This window comes from Chitinophaga sp. OAE865 (genome assembly GCF_040546735.1).
GTDB classification, from domain to species: Bacteria; Bacteroidota; Bacteroidia; order Chitinophagales; family Chitinophagaceae; genus Chitinophaga; species Chitinophaga polysaccharea_A.
Genome location: NZ_JBEPOF010000001.1, coordinates 243,392 through 262,340 on the forward strand (window position 1 = coordinate 243,392; position 18,949 = coordinate 262,340).

General features: G+C 46.7%; 18 protein-coding genes. 12 read left to right on the plus strand and 6 right to left on the minus strand.

What is annotated here, in order from left to right; translation table 11 throughout:
- Positions 1 to 60 precede the first annotated feature (60 nt).
- Complete coding sequence (locus tag ABIE50_RS00960) at positions 61 to 1,611, plus strand: SUMF1/EgtB/PvdO family nonheme iron enzyme (RefSeq protein ID WP_142685592.1); 1,551 nt, start codon at positions 61 to 63, stop codon at positions 1,609 to 1,611.
- A gap of 225 nt (positions 1,612 to 1,836) precedes the next feature.
- Here the strand turns inward: ABIE50_RS00960 and bcp are convergent, their stop codons facing one another.
- Both bcp and ABIE50_RS00970 read right to left on the minus strand, forming a co-directional pair.
- On the minus strand, positions 1,837 to 2,298 hold the full coding sequence (gene bcp, locus ABIE50_RS00965) for a thioredoxin-dependent thiol peroxidase (protein ID WP_142685591.1): 462 nt from the start codon (positions 2,296 to 2,298) through the stop codon (positions 1,837 to 1,839).
- 30 nt (positions 2,299 to 2,328) lie between these two features.
- Complete coding sequence (locus ABIE50_RS00970) at positions 2,329 to 4,017, minus strand: M23 family metallopeptidase (RefSeq protein ID WP_209856811.1); 1,689 nt, start codon at positions 4,015 to 4,017, stop codon at positions 2,329 to 2,331.
- A gap of 331 nt (positions 4,018 to 4,348) precedes the next feature.
- Here ABIE50_RS00970 and gldA point away from each other — a divergent pair, with 331 nt between their 5' ends.
- The 8 genes from gldA to ABIE50_RS01010 all read left to right on the plus strand — a co-directional run bounded on the left by gldA (position 4,349) and on the right by ABIE50_RS01010 (position 10,799).
- Positions 4,349 to 5,275 carry a gliding motility-associated ABC transporter ATP-binding subunit GldA gene (gene gldA / locus ABIE50_RS00975; RefSeq protein WP_209856809.1) on the plus strand — a complete coding sequence of 309 codons (927 nt, stop codon included), beginning with the start codon at positions 4,349 to 4,351 and terminating at the stop codon, positions 5,273 to 5,275.
- Positions 5,276 to 5,364: 89 nt separating this feature from the next.
- Positions 5,365 to 6,654: a phosphopyruvate hydratase gene (gene eno / locus ABIE50_RS00980; RefSeq protein ID WP_142685588.1), complete on the plus strand. Its 1,290-nt coding sequence runs from the start codon at positions 5,365 to 5,367 to the stop codon at positions 6,652 to 6,654.
- 87 nt (positions 6,655 to 6,741) lie between these two features.
- Entirely contained in the window at positions 6,742 to 7,053 is a 312-nt protein-coding gene (locus ABIE50_RS00985) for an FtsB family cell division protein (protein ID WP_209856807.1), read from the plus strand.
- Between the two features lie 110 nt (positions 7,054 to 7,163).
- On the plus strand, positions 7,164 to 7,382 hold the full coding sequence (locus ABIE50_RS00990) for a hypothetical protein (protein WP_209856805.1): 219 nt from the start codon (positions 7,164 to 7,166) through the stop codon (positions 7,380 to 7,382).
- A 39-nt stretch (positions 7,383 to 7,421) separates the two neighbouring features.
- The gene (gene nth, locus ABIE50_RS00995; RefSeq protein ID WP_209856803.1) at positions 7,422 to 8,069 is read left to right on the plus strand and encodes an endonuclease III; all 648 of its coding nucleotides are present in this window, start codon (positions 7,422 to 7,424) and stop codon (positions 8,067 to 8,069) included.
- Between the two features lie 50 nt (positions 8,070 to 8,119).
- Entirely contained in the window at positions 8,120 to 8,266 is a 147-nt protein-coding gene (locus ABIE50_RS01000; RefSeq protein ID WP_209856801.1) for a hypothetical protein, read from the plus strand.
- Positions 8,267 to 8,370: 104 nt separating this feature from the next.
- Entirely contained in the window at positions 8,371 to 9,588 is a 1,218-nt protein-coding gene (locus ABIE50_RS01005) for a nucleoside permease (RefSeq protein ID WP_209856799.1), read from the plus strand.
- A gap of 20 nt (positions 9,589 to 9,608) precedes the next feature.
- Positions 9,609 to 10,799 (plus strand): Gfo/Idh/MocA family protein, encoded by a 1,191-nt coding sequence (locus ABIE50_RS01010; protein ID WP_209856797.1) that lies wholly within the window; start codon positions 9,609 to 9,611, stop codon positions 10,797 to 10,799.
- A 55-nt stretch (positions 10,800 to 10,854) separates the two neighbouring features.
- Here the strand turns inward: ABIE50_RS01010 and ABIE50_RS01015 are convergent, their stop codons facing one another.
- Positions 10,855 to 11,442, minus strand: coding sequence for a DUF6134 family protein (locus ABIE50_RS01015; RefSeq protein ID WP_209856795.1), 588 nt, complete (start codon positions 11,440 to 11,442; stop codon positions 10,855 to 10,857).
- 130 nt (positions 11,443 to 11,572) lie between these two features.
- A complete protein-coding gene (locus tag ABIE50_RS01020; protein ID WP_142685581.1) occupies positions 11,573 to 13,423 on the minus strand; it encodes a 2-oxoacid:acceptor oxidoreductase subunit alpha in 1,851 nt (616 codons plus the stop codon).
- A 281-nt stretch (positions 13,424 to 13,704) separates the two neighbouring features.
- Here ABIE50_RS01020 and ABIE50_RS01025 point away from each other — a divergent pair, with 281 nt between their 5' ends.
- The 3 genes from ABIE50_RS01025 to ABIE50_RS01035 all read left to right on the plus strand — a co-directional run bounded on the left by ABIE50_RS01025 (position 13,705) and on the right by ABIE50_RS01035 (position 15,935).
- Positions 13,705 to 14,445, plus strand: coding sequence for a Bax inhibitor-1/YccA family protein (locus ABIE50_RS01025; RefSeq protein WP_142685580.1), 741 nt, complete (start codon positions 13,705 to 13,707; stop codon positions 14,443 to 14,445).
- 251 nt (positions 14,446 to 14,696) lie between these two features.
- Positions 14,697 to 15,014, plus strand: coding sequence for a carboxypeptidase-like regulatory domain-containing protein (locus ABIE50_RS01030; protein ID WP_142685579.1), 318 nt, complete (start codon positions 14,697 to 14,699; stop codon positions 15,012 to 15,014).
- A 174-nt stretch (positions 15,015 to 15,188) separates the two neighbouring features.
- The gene (locus tag ABIE50_RS01035) at positions 15,189 to 15,935 is read left to right on the plus strand and encodes a head GIN domain-containing protein (protein WP_209856793.1); all 747 of its coding nucleotides are present in this window, start codon (positions 15,189 to 15,191) and stop codon (positions 15,933 to 15,935) included.
- Between the two features lie 103 nt (positions 15,936 to 16,038).
- Here ABIE50_RS01035 and ABIE50_RS01040 read toward each other — a convergent pair whose 3' ends face one another.
- Together ABIE50_RS01040 and kynU are read right to left on the minus strand one after the other, a co-directional pair.
- Positions 16,039 to 17,391, minus strand: coding sequence for a 2'-5' RNA ligase family protein (locus ABIE50_RS01040; protein WP_354027832.1), 1,353 nt, complete (start codon positions 17,389 to 17,391; stop codon positions 16,039 to 16,041).
- Positions 17,392 to 17,400: 9 nt separating this feature from the next.
- Positions 17,401 to 18,669: a kynureninase gene (kynU, locus tag ABIE50_RS01045; RefSeq protein WP_209856791.1), complete on the minus strand. Its 1,269-nt coding sequence runs from the start codon at positions 18,667 to 18,669 to the stop codon at positions 17,401 to 17,403.
- Between the last annotated feature and the right edge of the window lie 280 nt (positions 18,670 to 18,949).

Consider the following 18,949-nt stretch of genomic DNA (forward strand, 5'->3'; position numbering starts at 1 on the left):
TAAAATAAAAAAGAGTACATTTGCGTTTACTGTAAATATACTAGACTAAAGCTGTATCGCATGCGTAGATTAACCTCTTTATCATTGCTCGTAGGTACCAGCGTAATGCTATCCATGAGTGCCTGTCATAAAGACGGCGGGGGACTTTTCGGTAAGAAGAAGCAAGCTTCTTCCGCTACAGGCTGGAACTATAACGACCAGAAAATGGGTGGTTTCAGTGTAGCAAAAAACGTGAACCAGCAAACTGGTCCGGGCCTTGTTTTTGTACAGGGTGGTACATTCGCCATGGGGGCAACGGAACAGGATGTAATGGGCGACTGGAATAATATTCCGCGCCGTATTACGGTTTCTTCCTTCTATATCGATGAATCTGAAGTAGCCAACGTACATTACCGTGAATATCTTTACTGGCTGAACCGTGTATACGGGGAATCATTCCCTGAAGTATACCGCAACGCAATGCCGGATACCCTGGTATGGCGTAGTGAGCTGGCCTATAATGAGCCGCTGGTGGAATATTATTTCCGTCACCCGGCCTATAACGACTATCCTGTAGTAGGCGTTACCTGGAAACAGGCCACCGACTACTGTAAATGGCGTTCCAACCGTGTAAACGAAAAACTGCTGATGGATAAAGGGCTCCTTTCCAAAGCAGATGTGAATAACCAGTCGGACGACAATACCTTCGACACTAAATCTTACACTGCCGGTTTGTATGAAGGTACTCCGGGTAAAATGTCGAAGAGTGCAAAAGATCAGTTCAAAAATTCCGACGGAACTCCCCGTAATGCCGCTTTTGAAGATGGTATCATGCTACCCAACTACCGCCTTCCAACTGAAGCAGAGTGGGAATATGCTGCACTGGGTTATATAGGTCAGAACCCCGGCCCTTCCAAAAAAGAAGGCAAACACGGAGAAGAGCTGATCATGAACAAACAGGTTTACTCCTGGGGCACCAACACCAGCGGTTTACGTGATATCCGCCGCGGTACCATGCAAGGCCAGTTCCTGGCCAACTTCAAGCGCGGTTCCGGTGATAACATGGGTGTGGCCGGCGGTTTGAACGACCGTGCTTCTATCCCTGGTCCTATCCGCTCCTTCTATCCTAACACATTCGGCATCTACAATATGTCAGGTAACGTGGCAGAATGGGTACTGGACGTATACAGACCACTCAACCCGATCGATGGGGAAGACTTCAACTACTTCCGTGGTAACAAATTCCAGACTGTTTACCAGAACGAGAATAAAGAGTTTGAAAAAGACAGCCTTGGCCACCTGAAAATGCGTGATGTAACGGATGAAGAAAGCGCCAACCGTCTTAACTACCAGAAAGGTGATGTGATCAACTATCTTGATGGTGACTCCCTCTCCCAGGTGGAATATGGTTATGGCATCACTACCCTGATCAACGATAAATCACATGTGATCAAAGGCGGTAGCTGGAACGACCGTGCTTACTGGCTTTCACCAGGTACACGCCGTTACATGCAGGAAGATATGGCCACAAACACGGTTGGTTTCCGTTGTGCAATGGACCGCGTAGGCAGCCCTGAAGGTAACAAGTTCAAAACAGGTAACCTGTTTAAGAAACAACGTCAGAAGAGATAGTGCGGAAGTGATCGCCTTCGGCGATTGTCTTGGAACACTGATTACGCTGATCTTGATGATTCGTTTGATTTAACTATAACAGATTTTAAAATAAATAAGGGAGATAGAAGTAGTAATACTTTTATCTCCCTTGTTCTTTATAAAAAAAATCAAAAATAAAATCCGGTAATCATTAAAATCAGCGTAATCAGTGTTCCAAGACAATCGCCGAAGGCGATCCCTCCGCTACTTCCACAATTCCAGGATCTCTTCCGTATGATTCTTTGTGTCGGGCTTTTTGATGATATGCGCAATCACTCCTTTCTCATCAATAAGGAAAGTAGTCCGGTGAATACCATCATAGGTTCTGCCCATCATCTGCTTTTCTCCCCATACACCATACTGATGTACAATCTTCTGGTCTTCGTCTGCCAATAAGGTAAATGGCAGTTCGTATTTCTCAATAAATTTCTGGTGACTTTGTTCACTGTCTGTGCTTACACCTACTACTGCATATCCTTTTTTCAGCAGGGTATCATAGTTGTCGCGCAGGTTACAGGCCTGTGCTGTACATCCTGGCGTCATATCTTTCGGATAAAAATACAATACCACCCGTTTGCCTTTAAAATCAGTCAGGGACACGGTTTTGCCATGCTGATCCTTTCCTTTGAAAACAGGAGCTTTATCGCCTTCTTTTAAGTTTGTCATATCTGTGGTTTTAACTGTTTGAATGATCTCTTAACGTTTGAATGATAACCTGTAGCTGCCTTCATTCCCCGCTATATCAGTTACTTTCATCACCAATACATGCGCACCCGGCTGGCAATGCTCGTCGAACGTATAGGTGAGCACGTTACCCCTGCGCGAAAACATCAGCCATTTACCATCCAGCTCTGCACGGTAGTTTTTAATACCACTGGCATCGCTCATGGCAAATGATATTTTAGCGGCTTTTGAAAGTACAGCGCCGGGCTTCACTCCCAGCGGCGTTACTTTTGGAGCTACCGTATCCACTTCCAGGTGGAAGTTACCGAAATCACGGAATGTGCCTTTATACCAGCCATTCTCCAGCGTAGTGGCAGAAGTGCTGCTGCCTTGCCCTTCCCGTACCATCACCATTTTCGACTGCAGGTATTCCGGAACATTCCGGGTAGCGCGAAGCCTTACATCGAACAGGTCGTGCACCGGTACCAGCGCATTATGCAGGTGATATATGTTGGAATAGGCTTTGGCTCCTGCCGGCGCAGTTTCAAGATAGTCAAAGCATACCTGGTCGTACAGCGCTGTTTCATCCAGGTAGAATTCCACCTGGTTATTTTCAAAAATATTACGGGAATCAGGGTACATGGTATTGGCGCATGCTTTCTGTGTATCATTGGTGCCCGACTGTTGCAGGGCCAGCTTTACTGTAGATGTATTTCCATACGCATCTTTTACAAGCAGTTTTACCTGGTGCACTTCCCCATCTGAAAGATGGATGGTACCATCGCCTTTCAGGTCGTGGTAAATATCCAGTTTATTGCCTGGCAGGGAAAACACCAGCTGGTAGTATGGGCCCCCGCCTTTCTTTATTTTATAATCGATATGTGCATTCAGGTAGCGGGTTTCATCATAACCGATGTTATCCAGCTGGAAGTCGATATCCGGTTCATTATTCTGGAGCAGCGTTACTTCATAAATACCATAAATATTACCGGTATTCATACGGTCTATAGCGCTGAGGCCAATGCCGGCCTTCGCGGTATTCACCTTCACCACAGGCTGGGTGGTTACGTACTCGCCGCCCACTTTCTTTAAGGGCAGGATGAGTGGCTTTTGTTCGTAGATACTTTTTTCGCGGTCGTATATGGCCAGGCGATATACATCCGGCGCTTTGGTATCTGCAATATCAAATCCAAAAAGCAACGGGTTCAGCGGCTTTTCAGTGGTGGTGTTCCTGATCTCAAAGTGCAGGTGCGGACCGGCAGATCCGCCTGTATTGCCGCTCCATGCTACAAAGTCCCCTTTCTTCACGGGAAACAGGCCGGCGGGGATGGTAAGGTCGCTGGCCCAGCTTTCCGCCTGGTATTGCTGTTTCTTCACATACTGTTGCAGCGCAGGAAAAAAAGCATTCAGATGCGCATACACAGTCGTATATCCATTGGGGTGAGTAATGTAAAGTACATTCCCAAAACCCGTGTGCGATACGCCTATGCGGCTTACATAACCGTCTGCGGCGGCATGTACCGGCAGGTTTTCCTTTTGCTGCGTTTTAATATCCATTCCTGAATGAAAGTGATTGGGCCGCAGTTCCCCGAAGTTACCGGCCAGTATGATCGGTATACTCAGCGGGTTCCTGAAGTAGCCTTGCGGATAGTCCTTCACCGGGATAGATTGCGCCTGTAGTAGTTGTGGTAATAAACAAAATAGACCAATGACTCTTTTCATAATATGCAAATGTAAGCGGATTTTGTCTGACTCAGGATTATGATGATTATGATGATTACACTGATTTTATTTTTTCATTTGGTTTTGTTTTCAGAGAGATATTGGACAAGGTTCATGCCAGTGGCTGGTAATATATTTCGTAGGTTCTTATACGGTATTAAACATCCCTGTTAAAAGATTTAAAAAATGCCGGCATCTCCATTATTATCTCCCCGAAAACAAAACCAAACCAAATGAAAAAATAAAATCAGCGTAATCATCATAATCCTGAGTCAGACAAAATCCGCGCTTTTTTAAGTACTTTAGTCCCCGCAAAAACGTGCAAGCATACATGTCTATCCAGGTATCAGAACTCAGCAAAGTATACGGCGAACAAAGGGCAGTGGATGCAATTTCCTTTGAGCTGAAAAAGGGGGAGATCACTGGTTTCCTGGGGCCCAACGGTGCAGGAAAATCCACCACGATGAAAATGATCACCGGCTTTTTGCCGCCCAGCAGCGGTAAGGCCAGTGTATGTGGTTTCGACATAGTGTCCCAATCGCTGGAAGTGCGTAAAAGGGTGGGGTATCTGCCCGAATCCAACCCGTTGTACTATGATATGTATATCCGCGAATTCCTGGAGTTTGTGGCCGGTGTGCACCAGCTGGGAAAAGCCGGTGCAAAGCGTATTGCCGCCGTCATTGAACAAACGGGGCTGCAGCCGGAGCAGCACAAAAAGATCGGGGCATTATCCAACGGGTATAAGCAAAGGGTTGGCCTGGCCCAGGCCCTGCTGCATGATCCGGAAGTATTGATCCTGGACGAGCCCACTACCGGGCTGGATCCCAACCAGCTGGCCGATATCAGGCAGCTGATCAAAGACCTTGGCGCCAATAAAACCGTGATCCTTTCCACGCATATTATGCAGGAAGTGGAAGCCCTGTGCGACCGGGTGATCATCATTAACAAGGGAAAGATCATTGCAGACGATAAATTATCGTTAATCCGTGAAAACAGCAGCGGGAATGGATATTTACAGGTTACCTTTACCGAGCCGGTTACCGAGGCCGAATTGCTGGCAATTCCCGGCATTACCCGTGTGGTAGCCCGGGAAGACCATAGCTGGCAGTTGTTTACCGGCCAGGTGGACGAGGTGCGAAAAAACCTGTTACAATTTGCTTTGATTAATAACAGGAACATCCTTTCTTTGCAGAGCAATTCACAAAGCCTGGAAACAATTTTCCGGGAATTGACAAAAGCCCCAGGCAAACAACTGTAGCCGTTAGCAACCCGGAGTGGTAAGGGACTAACAGCCGCGGCGAGCGCCAGGTGCTAAATAAATAGCTAACAATAATAACTTTTCGAATTATGAGTACCATTTCAGAAATCCATGCCAGGCAGATCCTCGACAGCCGTGGTAATCCTACAATTGAGGTTGATGTAACCACAGAAGACGGACATTTTGGCCGTGCAGCAGTTCCATCCGGTGCTTCTACCGGTAAACACGAAGCAGTAGAACTGCGTGATAATGATAAAAGCGTTTATATGGGCAAAGGCGTACTGCAGGCCGTAAATAACGTAAACGATATCATAGCGGATGAACTGATTGGCTGGGAAGTGACGGATCAGGCCGGCATCGATAAAATGCTCATTCAACTTGATGGTACTCCTAATAAAGCTAAACTGGGCGCCAACGCCACCCTCGCAGTGAGCATGGCCGTTGCCAAAGCTGCTGCCGAAGAAAGCAACCAGCCACTGTACCGCTACCTCGGCGGTGTAAACGCTTTCACCCTCCCCATTCCTTTAATGAACATCATCAACGGTGGTGCGCACGCGGATAATAAAATCGACTTCCAGGAATTTATGATCGTACCGGTTGGCGCTCCTTCCTTCTCTGAAGGTTTGCGCTGGGGCGTGGAAATTTTCCACCACCTTAAATCCGTACTGAAAAAGAAAGGATACAGCACCAACGTAGGCGACGAAGGCGGTTTCGCTCCTGAAATCCAGAGCAACGAAGAAGCCATCGAAACCGTACTGGAAGCTATCAAAGCAGCCGGTTACGAACCAGGCACCCAGGTAGCTATCGCCCTGGATGCCGCCAGCAGCGAAATGTATGATGATGCTACCAAGAGCTACAAATTCTACAAAAGCTCCCAGAAAGTGATCAGCAGCGACGAAATGGTGGCTTACTGGACTGAATGGGTAAACAAATATCCTATCGTTTCCATCGAAGATGGTATGGCAGAAGATGACTGGGAAGGCTGGAAAAAACTGACTGAATCCGTAGGCAACCGCGTACAGCTGGTGGGCGACGATCTGTTTGTTACCAACGTACTCCGTCTGAAAGAAGGTATTGATAAAGGTATCGCCAACAGCATCCTGGTAAAAGTAAACCAGATCGGTACTGTAACGGAAACCATTGATGCAGTAAACATGGCCCACAAAGCCGGTTATACTTCCATCATGAGCCACCGTTCCGGCGAAACTGAAGATACTACCATCGCCGACCTCGCCGTAGCCCTGAACTGCGGCCAGATCAAAACCGGTTCCGCTTCCCGTACAGACCGTATGGCGAAATACAACCAGTTACTCCGTATCGAAGAAGCACTGGGTGAAGTAGCGATCTATCCTACCAACTCCATCAGTGTAAAAAAATAACCCTCAGGGGAAAAATTTCTGGATCTCGGGTACCCGGCACATCAGCGCCGGGTATCTGAAATCCAAAAATCATTTGTAAATTGCTGTATGTCCGGATTAAAGTCCATAAAAGTGCCCAAGCTCCTGAAGAATAAGTTCTTCATAGCTTTTGCTGCCTTTATTATCTGGATAGCCTTCCTGGACAAAACCAACCTCATGCTCCAATACCAGTTCCAGACAGAGGTTAACAAGCTCGAAAACCAGAAGGAATTCTTTATCCGGGAAATCAGACAAACCCGGGAAGAACAGCAGGAACTGCTCTCCAGCCCCGAGAAACTGGAGAAATTTGCCCGCGAAAAATACTATATGAAAAAGGATAATGAAGACCTGTTCATTATCTCCCCGGCACCCGCCCAATAGCCCTGCTCACTACCCTTGTGCGTCTTAAAAATTTATCTTAAATTAACAATAGAATCCGGGCAAAATCCGTTATAAAAGAGAACCTATTGTTAGTATTAAAATAATTATGCATGAGTAATTTTACACTTTCTGTACTTTCAACCCTGTGTCTTGTTACTAAAAGCGATATTAAACATCACCAGGAAGATCTTTCATTTACCCGGGAAGAACAAGCCAGCTTTGACGACACCAAAGCAGCCCTTAACACGGTACACTATGCGCCAAGAATGGCCACTCTCCAGCTGATTTTCGACTACGCCGCCGATAAACAAAAAACGGAAGAGCAGTAACAGCCACCTTACTTTTTCCATTTTTCCTATCTTTATGGCATGACTCAAAAAGAGCGTTATGCATTTGTTCTCAAATACTTTGAGGAACATGTTCCCAATGCCGAAACGGAACTCATCTACGACAATCCATACCAACTGCTGGTAGCCGTTATCCTGTCGGCCCAATGCACCGATAAACGGGTGAACATGACCACCCCTGCCATCTTTGCAAAATACCCGGACGTATACGCCCTCAGCACCGCCACATTCGACGAGCTGTTCCCGCTGATCCGCAGTATCAGCTATCCCAACAACAAAACGAAGCACCTCATTGGGATGGCACAAATGGTGGTCGAAGATTTTAACGGGGAAATACCCGCTACTGTGCCGGAACTGATAAAGCTCCCCGGAGTAGGCCGTAAAACAGCCAATGTGATCACCTCTGTGGTGCACCAGCAGCCCAATATGGCAGTAGACACACATGTGTTCAGGGTTTCCGCGAGGATAGGGCTTACCACCAATGCCAAAACACCGCTGCAAACAGAACTGCAGCTGCTGAAAAATATTCCTAAAGAAAAAGTACATATCGCCCATCACTGGCTCATACTGCATGGCCGTTATATTTGTGTAGCCCGGAGCCCGAAATGTGGCGAATGCGGACTAAGACCGGCATGTAAATATTATGCAAAACTGGTAAAGGCAAATTAATATGCGCCCATTCCTCCACCCGCAATGGGAAGTTCATCCCGTTACTGATTTTGATTACCATTGCAGTACCCGCACATTCATTGTACGGCGCCGCATTTGAAAACATGCTGCAGCAAACGCCCGGAAGCGCGCTGCTTGCTGCGGGGTCCGGCATTACTGTAACGCCCGGTAAAAAGATCAGGCACAATACTTTGTGAACTACCGGAGTTTATATTATCCATCAAGAATTTCATCTCACAATTATGAAATTTGCTTATCTTAAGCGGTTCATCAAGATTCAATCAATAAAGCATTAGTCGTTATGAGATCAGCTGTTAGGGTACAACTATCCTTTATGATGTTCCTGGAATTCTTTATCTGGGGCGCATGGTTTGTGACATTAGGAACCTTCGTATTAAAAAATCTGCAGGGCGCCACCGATACCCAGGTGGGATATGCCTTCCTTACACAATCTATCGGGGCAGTGATCGCACCTTTCATTGTAGGCATTATTGCCGACCGCTTTATTTCGGCACAGATCATCCTTGGCGTGATACACCTGGTGGGGGCCGCACTGCTATGGATCTGCTCGGGCATGACCAGCTACGACAGTTTCTACCCCGTATTACTGGTGTACATGATCCTTTACATGCCTACACTGGCATTGGTGAACTCCATCTCCTTCCGGCAGATGAGCGATCCGAGTAAAGAGTTTTCTTTTATCCGCGTATTCGGCACTGTTGGCTGGATCATTGCCGGCCTGCTCATCGGATGGTTACAGTGGGAGAAAACAAACTCGCTTGACCTCACCTTTAAAATGGCAGCTGGCGCATCACTCCTGCTGGGATTGTTCAGCTTTACACTGCCTAAAACACCGCCTGCCAAAAAAGGTACGCAGATCTCGGTAAAAGAGATCCTGGGCCTCGATGCTATACGGATGCTGAAAAACCGCTCCTACCTGCTGTTCTTCCTGGCATCCATTGCCATCTGTATACCCCTGGCATTCTACTACAATTTCACGAATCCGTTCCTCAATGAAATAGGCATGAACGCAGCTGCCGGCAAGCAATCCATGGGACAAATGTCAGAGTTCCTCTTCATGCTGGTGATGCCGCTGTTCTTCGCCAGGTTAGGTGTAAAGAAGATGCTGGCATTAGGTATGCTCGCCTGGGTGGTACGTTATACCCTGTTCTCCTTTGGCGATATTGATGCCAACTACTGGATGCTCATTGTAGGTATCATCTTACACGGTATCTGCTATGACTTCTTCTTTGTAACCGGGCAGATCTACACCGATAAAATTGCCGGTGAAGAATTCAAGAGCTCTGCCCAGGGCTTTGTAACGCTGGCTACATATGGTGTGGGAATGCTGATAGGCTTTATCATTTCCGGGCCTATTGTAGATGCTTATAAAACCGGTGCAAACAGTCACAACTGGCACACCATCTGGTTGATCCCAGCAGGTATCGCAGCGGTAGTATTAGTGCTGTTTATGTTGTTTTTCAGAGATAGTAACAAGAATACAGTTGTTAAACATTAATCATCGGCAAAACGATTATTATGGCAAAAATAGCAATGCTTGGTTCAGGTTTTATTGCGCGGTTCTACGCTGATTCCCTGCAGGGGCAACGCAGCCGCGATAAAATTGTAAGCGTGTATTCCCGCCGGGAAGAAAGCGCACAAAAATTCGCCGCAGATTATGACGTCGCTTTTCAGACCACGGAAATGGAAGCCGCCATTGCCCGTGCAGAAGTAGATGTAGTTTGTGTATCGCTCCCCAATAACCTGCACGAAGCAGCCATCGATCTGTGCTGCAAGCATAAAAAGGCAGTGATCTGTACCAAACCGCTGGGACGCAACGCCCAGGAAGCAAAACGGATGCTGGAAGCAGTGGAAAAAGCAGGTGTCTTCCATGGATACCTGGAAGACCTCGTGTACACTCCTAAGTTCCTTAAAGCGCTGCAAAGCGTGAAAGACGGGGCATTGGGAAGGATACTCTGGGCTAAGTCGAGGGAAACGCATCCCGGCCCGCACAGCGAATGGTTTTGGGATAAAGAACAGGCCGGTGGTGGTTGTATCCTTGACCTGGGCTGCCACTGCGTGGAAATAGGCCGCAACTTTATCGGGAAAGATATTAAACCGGTAGAAGTGATGTGCTGGGCAGATACACAGGTAAAACCCATTGATGCTGAAGATCATGCCATTGGCCTGGTGAAATATGAAAACGGCGCTATCGGCCAGTTTGAAGTAAGCTGGACTTTCCGCGGCGGCCTCGATCTGCGCGATGAAGTAATGGGAACAGAAGGCACCATCTGGCTCAACAGCTTTTTACGTACCGGCTTTGATATGTTTACCACCGGCAAAGGCGCTGATTATGTAGCCGAGAAAGCAGAAAGCAACTCCGGCTGGCTGTTTCCCGTTGGAGATGAGCTCAATGAACTGGGATATAATCACATGTTCACCAATATGTTTGATGCGATGGAGGCCGGCAGGGAAGCCAATGAAACTTTCTATGATGGTTACGTGGTGAACGCTATCCTGGATGCGGCTTACAAAAGCGCTGCCACCAAGCAGTGGGAACCGGTACAACTGGAAATATGGCGCGGACAGGAAGGGCTTACCAAAGCAAAAACCTTAACCGACTACAACGATCAATATTACCTGGTAAAAGAAGAGATGACGCATTTCGGGGCAAAGAAACTGATCCTGAAAGATAAAGCGAGCGGGCAGATCATTGAACAGGTATTATAATTAATAAGATGGAGGTGATTGTCCCGGTACATCTGCCAGGATAATCATCTCCTTCTCAGCTTATTTTTACAAACATGGCTTTACCAAGTGCATGATTTACTTCTACCGACATTAAGGTGCCGTTTTCATACCTGAACACATTCTTTTTTCCTTCCGGCAATATCAGCTCATACACACCTCCACCCAGTGATTTCAATGGCAGGAAACGGCCAAGCGTTTCGGAAAATACCCGGTTTATCTGCCTGGGCTCCGCGAAGTAAAGATCTGCTACACACTCTTCTATTTCAGTATCCAGTACCGATTTTTCCCCATTCACTATTATCGTATATTCTTTACCGTTACGCCTCACAATGGCCTGTTTATCTTCACCGGTTTTACCGGATACCCTCGATACCCTGGCATTGGTCAGTACGTTGTTATTATATTCGCTCACAATATCGCTGTTGATCTTTGAAAGCATTATCTGGATCCGTGTTCTTATAATGATGCTTTTGGCAGCGCCGGTAAGTTTGCGGTTAGCTTCAATGGTTCCTACAGCATGATTGGCAATACGCACTTCGAAAGTATTGGTTTGGGCACCTGCCTGCAAATACAATACAGCTACTGTAATAGTGGTAAACAAAAACCTTAAAAGACTATTCATAATAGTTGACTTAAACTAACAATATTTTCCTGAGGAAGTAGTAGCTGTAAATGTCTTCCCGTCAAGGAAAATACAAAAAATCCTGTCACAACGGACAGGATTTTTTATTGTGTGCTTTAAAAATAATAGCTTACGCGAGCATTTCCCTGATCTTTGTGATCAGTTCCCCCTTTGTAATAGGTACGCCCATTATTTTATGATAACCCTGTGCATCAATGAGGTACTGATCGCGGATCACTTTGATCAGCTGCCCGTTATTGATTTCAGGGATCAGTACTTTATCGTAGCTGTGCAATATTTCTCCCAGGTTTTTAGGGAACGGACGGATGTAACGGATATGTGCATGTGCTACTTCATGTCCTTCTGCCAGCAGGTCCAGTACAGCGCTTTTAATGGCGCCATAGGTAGATCCCCAGCCTAGCACGAGGACTTTTCCTTTTTCCGGACCGAGCTCAATTTTCTGTAATGGAATATGATCTGCAATCTTATCTACTTTTTCCTGGCGGATCTTGACCATCAGCTGGTGATTTTCCGGGTCATAGCTAACATTACCGGTGATGTTTTGCTTTTCCAGGCCGCCAATACGGTGCTCCAGGCCTGGTGTGCCGGGTACTGCCCAGGGGCGTACCAGGTTCTCATCGCGATGATAAGGCAGGAATTGCTCTTCTCCTTCTTCCAGGCCTTTTTTGAATTTCACTTCAATACCGGGAAGGTCTGCTGCTTTGGGAAAGCGCCAGGGCTCGGAACCATTGGCGATATAACCATCACTGAGGAAAATAACCGGTGTCATATGCTTTACAGCGATCCTGAAAGCTTCAAATACAGCATCGAAACAATCTGCAGGAGTGGATGCGGAAACGATTGGCATCGGGCACTCCCCGTTGCGGCCGTAATATGCCTGTAACAGGTCCGATTGTTCCGTTTTGGTAGGTAAACCGGTAGAAGGCCCCCCACGTTGGATATCAACGATGATCAATGGTATTTCCAGCATTACGGCCAGGCCCATTGCCTCGCCTTTCAGGGCCATGCCGGGGCCTGAAGTAGTGGTAACCCCCATATGACCGCCATAGGAGGCGCCGATAGCGGAGGTAATACCGGCAATTTCGTCTTCCGCCTGGAAGGTACGGATCCCAAAATTCTTAAAGCGGCTCAGCTCATGCAGGATATCAGAGGCCGGGGTAATGGGATAGGTACCCAGGAACAGCGGCAGGTTTGCTTTCTGCGAAGCTGCTACCAGGCCATAAGCCAGGGCGGTGTTGCCCGTGATGCTGCGGTACGTACCTGGCTCCATCCGGGCTTTTTCCACACGGTAGCGGGTGGTAAAGGCTTCTACGGTATCTGCAAAGTTGTAGCCGGCATGCAGTACTTTCAGGTTACTTTCCAGGATCTCCGGTTTTTTGCCGAATTTCTCCCGGAGAAATACTTCCGTATTTTCCATGTTACGGTCGTACAGCCAGTACAGGAATCCCAGCACGAACATGTTTTTCGCACGGTCTTTTTCCTTCATACCCAGGGTAGTATCTTTCAGCGCTTCACGCGTCATTTTTGTCACATCCATGGTATGCAGCTGGTAAGCGGCCAGGGAGCCGTCTTCCAGCGGATTTACGCCTTCGGGGTAGTTAGCCAGGCGAAGGTTTTTGGCATCAAAACCATCTGTATTGGCGAGGATAATGCCGCCTTTTTTAAGCCCTTTCAGGTTCGCCTTCAATGCGGCGGCGTTCATCACCACCAGTACATCGCAGGCATCGCCCGGGGTAAATATCCTGTTAGAAGAAAAGTGAAGCTGGAAGCCGCTCACACCCGGCAAAGTACCTATCGGGGCACGGATCTCCGCCGGAAAATCGGGGAATGTGCTCAGGTCATTGCCGAATAACGCGGTATTATTCGAAAACTGGGTACCTGTTAACTGCATCCCGTCTCCACTGTCGCCTGCAAATTTTATCACTACATCCTCCAGCTGTTGAATCGAAGTATTAGGCATCTATTTATCTTTTAAGGTATTCTTTTTTAAAGATGTAAATTTAGGTAATCGGGAGCTAGGAACCCACTGGCCTGCAATATTATTCCCGATCCGATCACAAAAGTACACAACTTTAGTAGACTATTCTTATCAGAATAAAGCATTCCCATTACTTATAGTTATGGCTGATAACGGGAAGTTATGGTTATAGAAATGCTAATTTTACCCGTTTTGAGCAGGATAACTGCCACTGGTATCAAATCAAGTCGTATTTTTAAGCCATTAAATTTAAACTATACTTTATGGCACTCTTTCAATCGAACAACCCTGTACTAAAGCAAAGTGTATTTGATAAAGCGCCTCACATTGCAGGGGAAACCATGACGATCCGTGGTACGGTGAATAAAATGTCTTTTATGCTCCTGATGTTAATGGCAGCAGCCGTCTTTTCATGGGGAGAATTTTACAGGAATAGCGGCAGTGTGTTGCCATTGGCATTTGGTGGAGCTATAGGCGGATTTATACTGGCATTGGTCATCATTTTCAAAAAAGAATGGTCGGCCTACCTGGCCCCCGCATACGCTATAGCAGAAGGTTTGTTCCTTGGAGCTATTTCCGCCATGTTTGAAGCAAAATGGCCGGGCATTGTAATGCAATCCGTAGGCTTAACGTTTGGTACTTTTATCGCCATGCTGATCCTGTACCGCACAGGTGTTATCCGGGCAACCGAGCGTTTTAAATCAATTGTGATGACGGCAACCCTGGGTATTGGTATCTTTTACCTGATCGCCATCGTACTGCGCATGTTTAACATTGAAATGCCGCTGATCCACAGCAGTGGCACGTTTGGAATTATATTTTCCCTGGTGGTGGTGGCTATTGCAGCCCTGAACCTGATCATGGATTTTGACATGATAGAACAGGGTGCTTTGCAGGGCGCTCCCAAATACTTTGAGTGGTATGCGTCTTTCGGACTGATGGTTACCCTGGTTTGGTTATACCTGGAAATACTCCGTCTTATGAGTAAGTTGAACAGGAGATAAGCGATAGCGATAATATCTTTAAAAGGCCGTCACAGTGAATGTGACGGCCTTTTTTTTGAATGCGCTTTATCGTTTTTGTTAATGTCTTCCAAAAGATATGTTAAATGCCGGGGCTCAAAATATTATGGCATCGTAATTGCAAAAATCGGTTATAACAACAAGTTCTTTTACATCTTAAAACAGTGAAAAAAATGCTAACACATTTACTTACCATGTAACCTTTATTGTTAAACCGTTAAAAATTGTAAGCTATGAAGAAGATAAAAGTAAGCATGTTAGCACTTGCAGCTGTAGCGTTTGGAGCATTCGCCTTTAAAGGCGCTGATGGCGGAACCATAGCAGGTAAAGTAACACCGGCGGAAGGAGCCACCGAAGCGTGGGCCATCCAGGGAACAGACACCTTAACATCGCCTGTTACTGATGGCGCATTTAATTTTCAGAATGCTAAACCAGGGGCATACACCGTTATTATAGGAGCGAAAGCGCCATATAAGCCTGCAACTGTTACAGATGTTAAAGTGGATGATGGAAAATCCACTGATTTAGGAGAAATTAAATTAGAACATTAAACAAGAGCAATAGTTTGTTTTCATAGGGGTTAATCAAAAAGCCGGTTCCGTACGTCTGTACGGCCGGCTTCTTTCATTTATGCCCTTTTTAAACATAATCTTTTCTGCCATGTAGGGGTAAATGTTTCTCTAAGCGTCATTTCTTAAAGTACTTCCTTTTTTAAAATGATGTTTATGAAAAAGCAGTTTATTATAACGTATACAAGTCTGAGTATTGGATGGTTGCTGCTGATGATTGCCATCTTCAGCATTATTTTATCCGGTTGTACAAAAGAGCGTATTTCCGGCTCCGGCAATGTGGTAACGGAAACCCGCAGTACCGGCCCTTTCACGGATGTGGAAATATCCGGGGCATTTGAGGTACACCTGTTGCAGGAAAACAATTCAAAAGTAGAAATAAAGGCGGAGGATAATATTATCGGGGCTATAGAAACAGGTATGCGCAGCAACACTTTATTTATCCGGGTAAAAAACCGGGTCAATATCCGCAATCACCAGCCAATGAAAATATATGTGCACAACCCTCTTTTTCAACGTATAAAGTTCGATGGTTCGGGATCCTTAGATAATCAGGATACCATACATACCTCCTTATTTAAGTATGAGATCAATGGCAGTGGCGATGCAGCCCTGGTATTGGATGTTGCCAACCTGAACGCCTCCATCAATGGTTCCGGCAACATCAAGCTCCGGGGATTTGCAGGTTCGCTGAACAGTGAAATCAATGGCAGCGGTAATATCGCGGCGATGAACCTGGAGGTGCAGCAGGCGCATATTACCATCCGCGGTTCCGGTGAGCATGGCGTGTATGTAAGAAAAAACCTGGACGCCAGGATCTACGGCAGCGGGAATATTTTTTATACCGGTGAGGCGAAAGTGGTAGCAGATGTAAAAGGCTCGGGCAGGGTGGCAAAGCAGTAAATGATCCAAACTTCGTGTTACCTACACTGTTATACTGTCTGTGTTTAAAACGAGAAGGCCCCCGCAATTGCGGAGGCCTTCATTATTTTAAGGGGATCCTTTATCAGGCGCCACCTAATTTGCATTTCTGCAGCACTTCCCATGATTTACCGTTGTGACGGAGGAAGTAGAGGTTATTTACTTTAAATGTAGCCTCATACTCCTTGTTTTCATATTCAGGCCATGCCTTGTTGAATTGCTCATCTTCCAGGTCTTTAAATGCCACGGTAACGTGTGGAGTAAATCCTGTACGTGCCAGCATGGTGCTGAAGCCAAATTCCTTACGCAGGAAGTTGATCAGCTGACGGTGCATAGCAGACATGGTTTCACTTTTTTCCACGTTGATGAACAATACACGGTTCTGCTTATTCGGGAAAGTACCAAAGCCTTTCAGGGAAACTTCGAAAGGTGCCTGTGTTTTGGCAAATTCCGTCAGTTCGTCGCAGAAAGCTTTTTCCAGTGCCGGATCAGCAGTGAAAGGAACCTGCAAGGTGATATGCGGTAATACTTTCAATGCGTACATTGGTCCGTATTGTTCTGCAAATTCCTGCTTGATTTTTATAATTTCTTTACCTACTTCTGCAGTTGGCAGCAGTGCGATAAAGTATATTTTATTGTCTGGTTTTGGCTCAAAGCGCTGAGGTCTTCCTCCCTGTCTTGGTGCGCCGCCGCCGCGATTGTAACCACCGCCGCCACCGCCGCGGTTGTAACCACCACCGCCGCCGCCACGGTTGTATCCGCCGCCGCCACCGCCGCGATCGTAACCACCGCCGCCACCGCCACGGTTGTAACCACCGCCACCGCCGCCGCGATCGTATCCACCGCCGCCACCGCCACGGTTGTAACCACCGCCGCCACCGCCGCGATCGTATCCACCACCACTGCCACGGTCGTATCCACCACCGCCACTGCGGTCGTATCCGCCACCGCTGCCGCGATCATAACCACCGCCGCCGCCACTGCGATCGTATCCACCACCGCCACGGTTGTAGCCTCCGCCACCGCCGCCGCGATCGTATCCACCGCCGCCGTAACCACCACCACCGCGGTTGTAGCCACCACCGCCACCGCGGTCGTATCCACCCCCACCGTTGTAGCCGCCACCTGCGCCATCACGGTTGTAATTGCCGCCACCACCATCACGGTTGTAGCCACCACCGCCGCCGCGATCATAGCCACCACCTTCACGGTTGTAGCCTCCGCCGTCACGATTGTAGTCTGTACGCGGACGATATCCGCCTTCTCGATTGTAACCAGTGCGCCCTTCTGAGCCACCACTGTTGTAGTCGGGTTTGCCGCCTTCCCGCTCGTTATTTAAATTGGGTTTGTCATCGCCTTTCTCCTTATTGGGATCATTCTCTTTGTTGGTATCAGAAGAATAAGGCCTGCGGGGGCGTTCGTTTCTCTCAAAAGTCATCTTACTTAATTAAGCGTTTGAAGCAATATTAGCTATGATTTCATAAAAATGAAATACGTCCTGATAGGAGTTATATAAGGGTGCCGGTGATACCCTGATAACCCCGGGCTCTCTCCAGTCAACGATTATACCGGCATCGGTCATCCGTTGATGTATCTCTTTACCTTTGTCTAGGAACAACAAAGATAACTGAGCGCCACGTTCATTACAATTTTTCGGTGTTATAATCTGGAAATTTATGCCTTTTAACTGTTGTAAAAGAAATTCAAGATAATTGGTCATTCCTTCACTTTTGCTACGTAAAGCGCCGATACCGGCCGCTTCAAATAATTCCAGGGATGCTTTCAGGCTAACCATGTTAAACACCTGAGCGGTGCTCTGTTGCCATCCTTCAGCTTCTTTTTTAGGCACAAACCCTTTTTCCATTTTAAAACGTGCACTCTCTTCATTGCCCCACCAGCCTCCTAATCTCAAAAAATCACGGTCGCTGGCGTGTTTCTCATGCACAAATGCGCCTCCTACTGCGCCGGGTCCGCCATTCAGGTACTTATATGAGCACCAAACGGCAAAATCTACTTCCCAATTGTGCAACTCTACCGGTATATTTCCTGCTACATGTGCCAGGTCGAAACCTGCGTACGCGCCTGCTTTATGTGCAGCTGCTGTTATAGCGGGTATATCAAAAAACTGTCCGGTATAATAATTTATACCTCCAAACAAAACCAGTGCTAAGCTATCACTTTCTCTGTTAATAATCTCCAAAATATCTTCTAATCTTAGCAAATATTCTCCGGGTCGCGGGGAAACTTCTATGATTGCACTCTCCGGATCGTATCCATGTAACTTTACCTGGGTTTCAACGGCATATTGGTCACTGGGAAATGCTCCTGCCTCCATTAACACTTTAAACCGCACTTTGTTTGGCCTGTAGAAACTTAACATCATCAGATGCAGGTTCACCGTTAAAGTATTCATCACCGTCAGCTCCTGCTGGCCCGCACCCAATATACCTGTTAAAGGCTTACTGCAATATTGCTGATAATATAACCATGGATTTTTAGCCGACCAATATCCCTCCACCGCACACTGCTGCCAATCCGCCAATTCCTGTTCTATCGCCTTTTTCACATTTTTGGGCTGTAATCCGAGCGAGTTACCACATAAATAAATAGCGTCCTTTCCGTTACGTTGTGGAAAATAAAACTGATCTCTGAATTTATTTAAGGTATCCTGTTGGTCCTTCTCCTTAGCAAATGCTAATGATGCTACATACTCCATGGTCTTCCAATCTTACGCCTTATTATTATTCTTTTAATGGCGGTACTGCTGTTGTCAAGAAAGCTGTGCTGATTATCTTATTTCTCTGCTTATACTGATTATTATTACAGGCAAAATGGCCTAACTGTTCAAAACAGGCGTCTTAGTTTTATATTATATTCTCTCTTACTTTATCATATGGCATATAAGGCTAAGGCTGTATATGGCTAGTAACGTGTCAACAACTGTCTGAGGGGTCAAAAGTAATAAAGGCTTTTCAAATGCCACTCATTCCAAATGT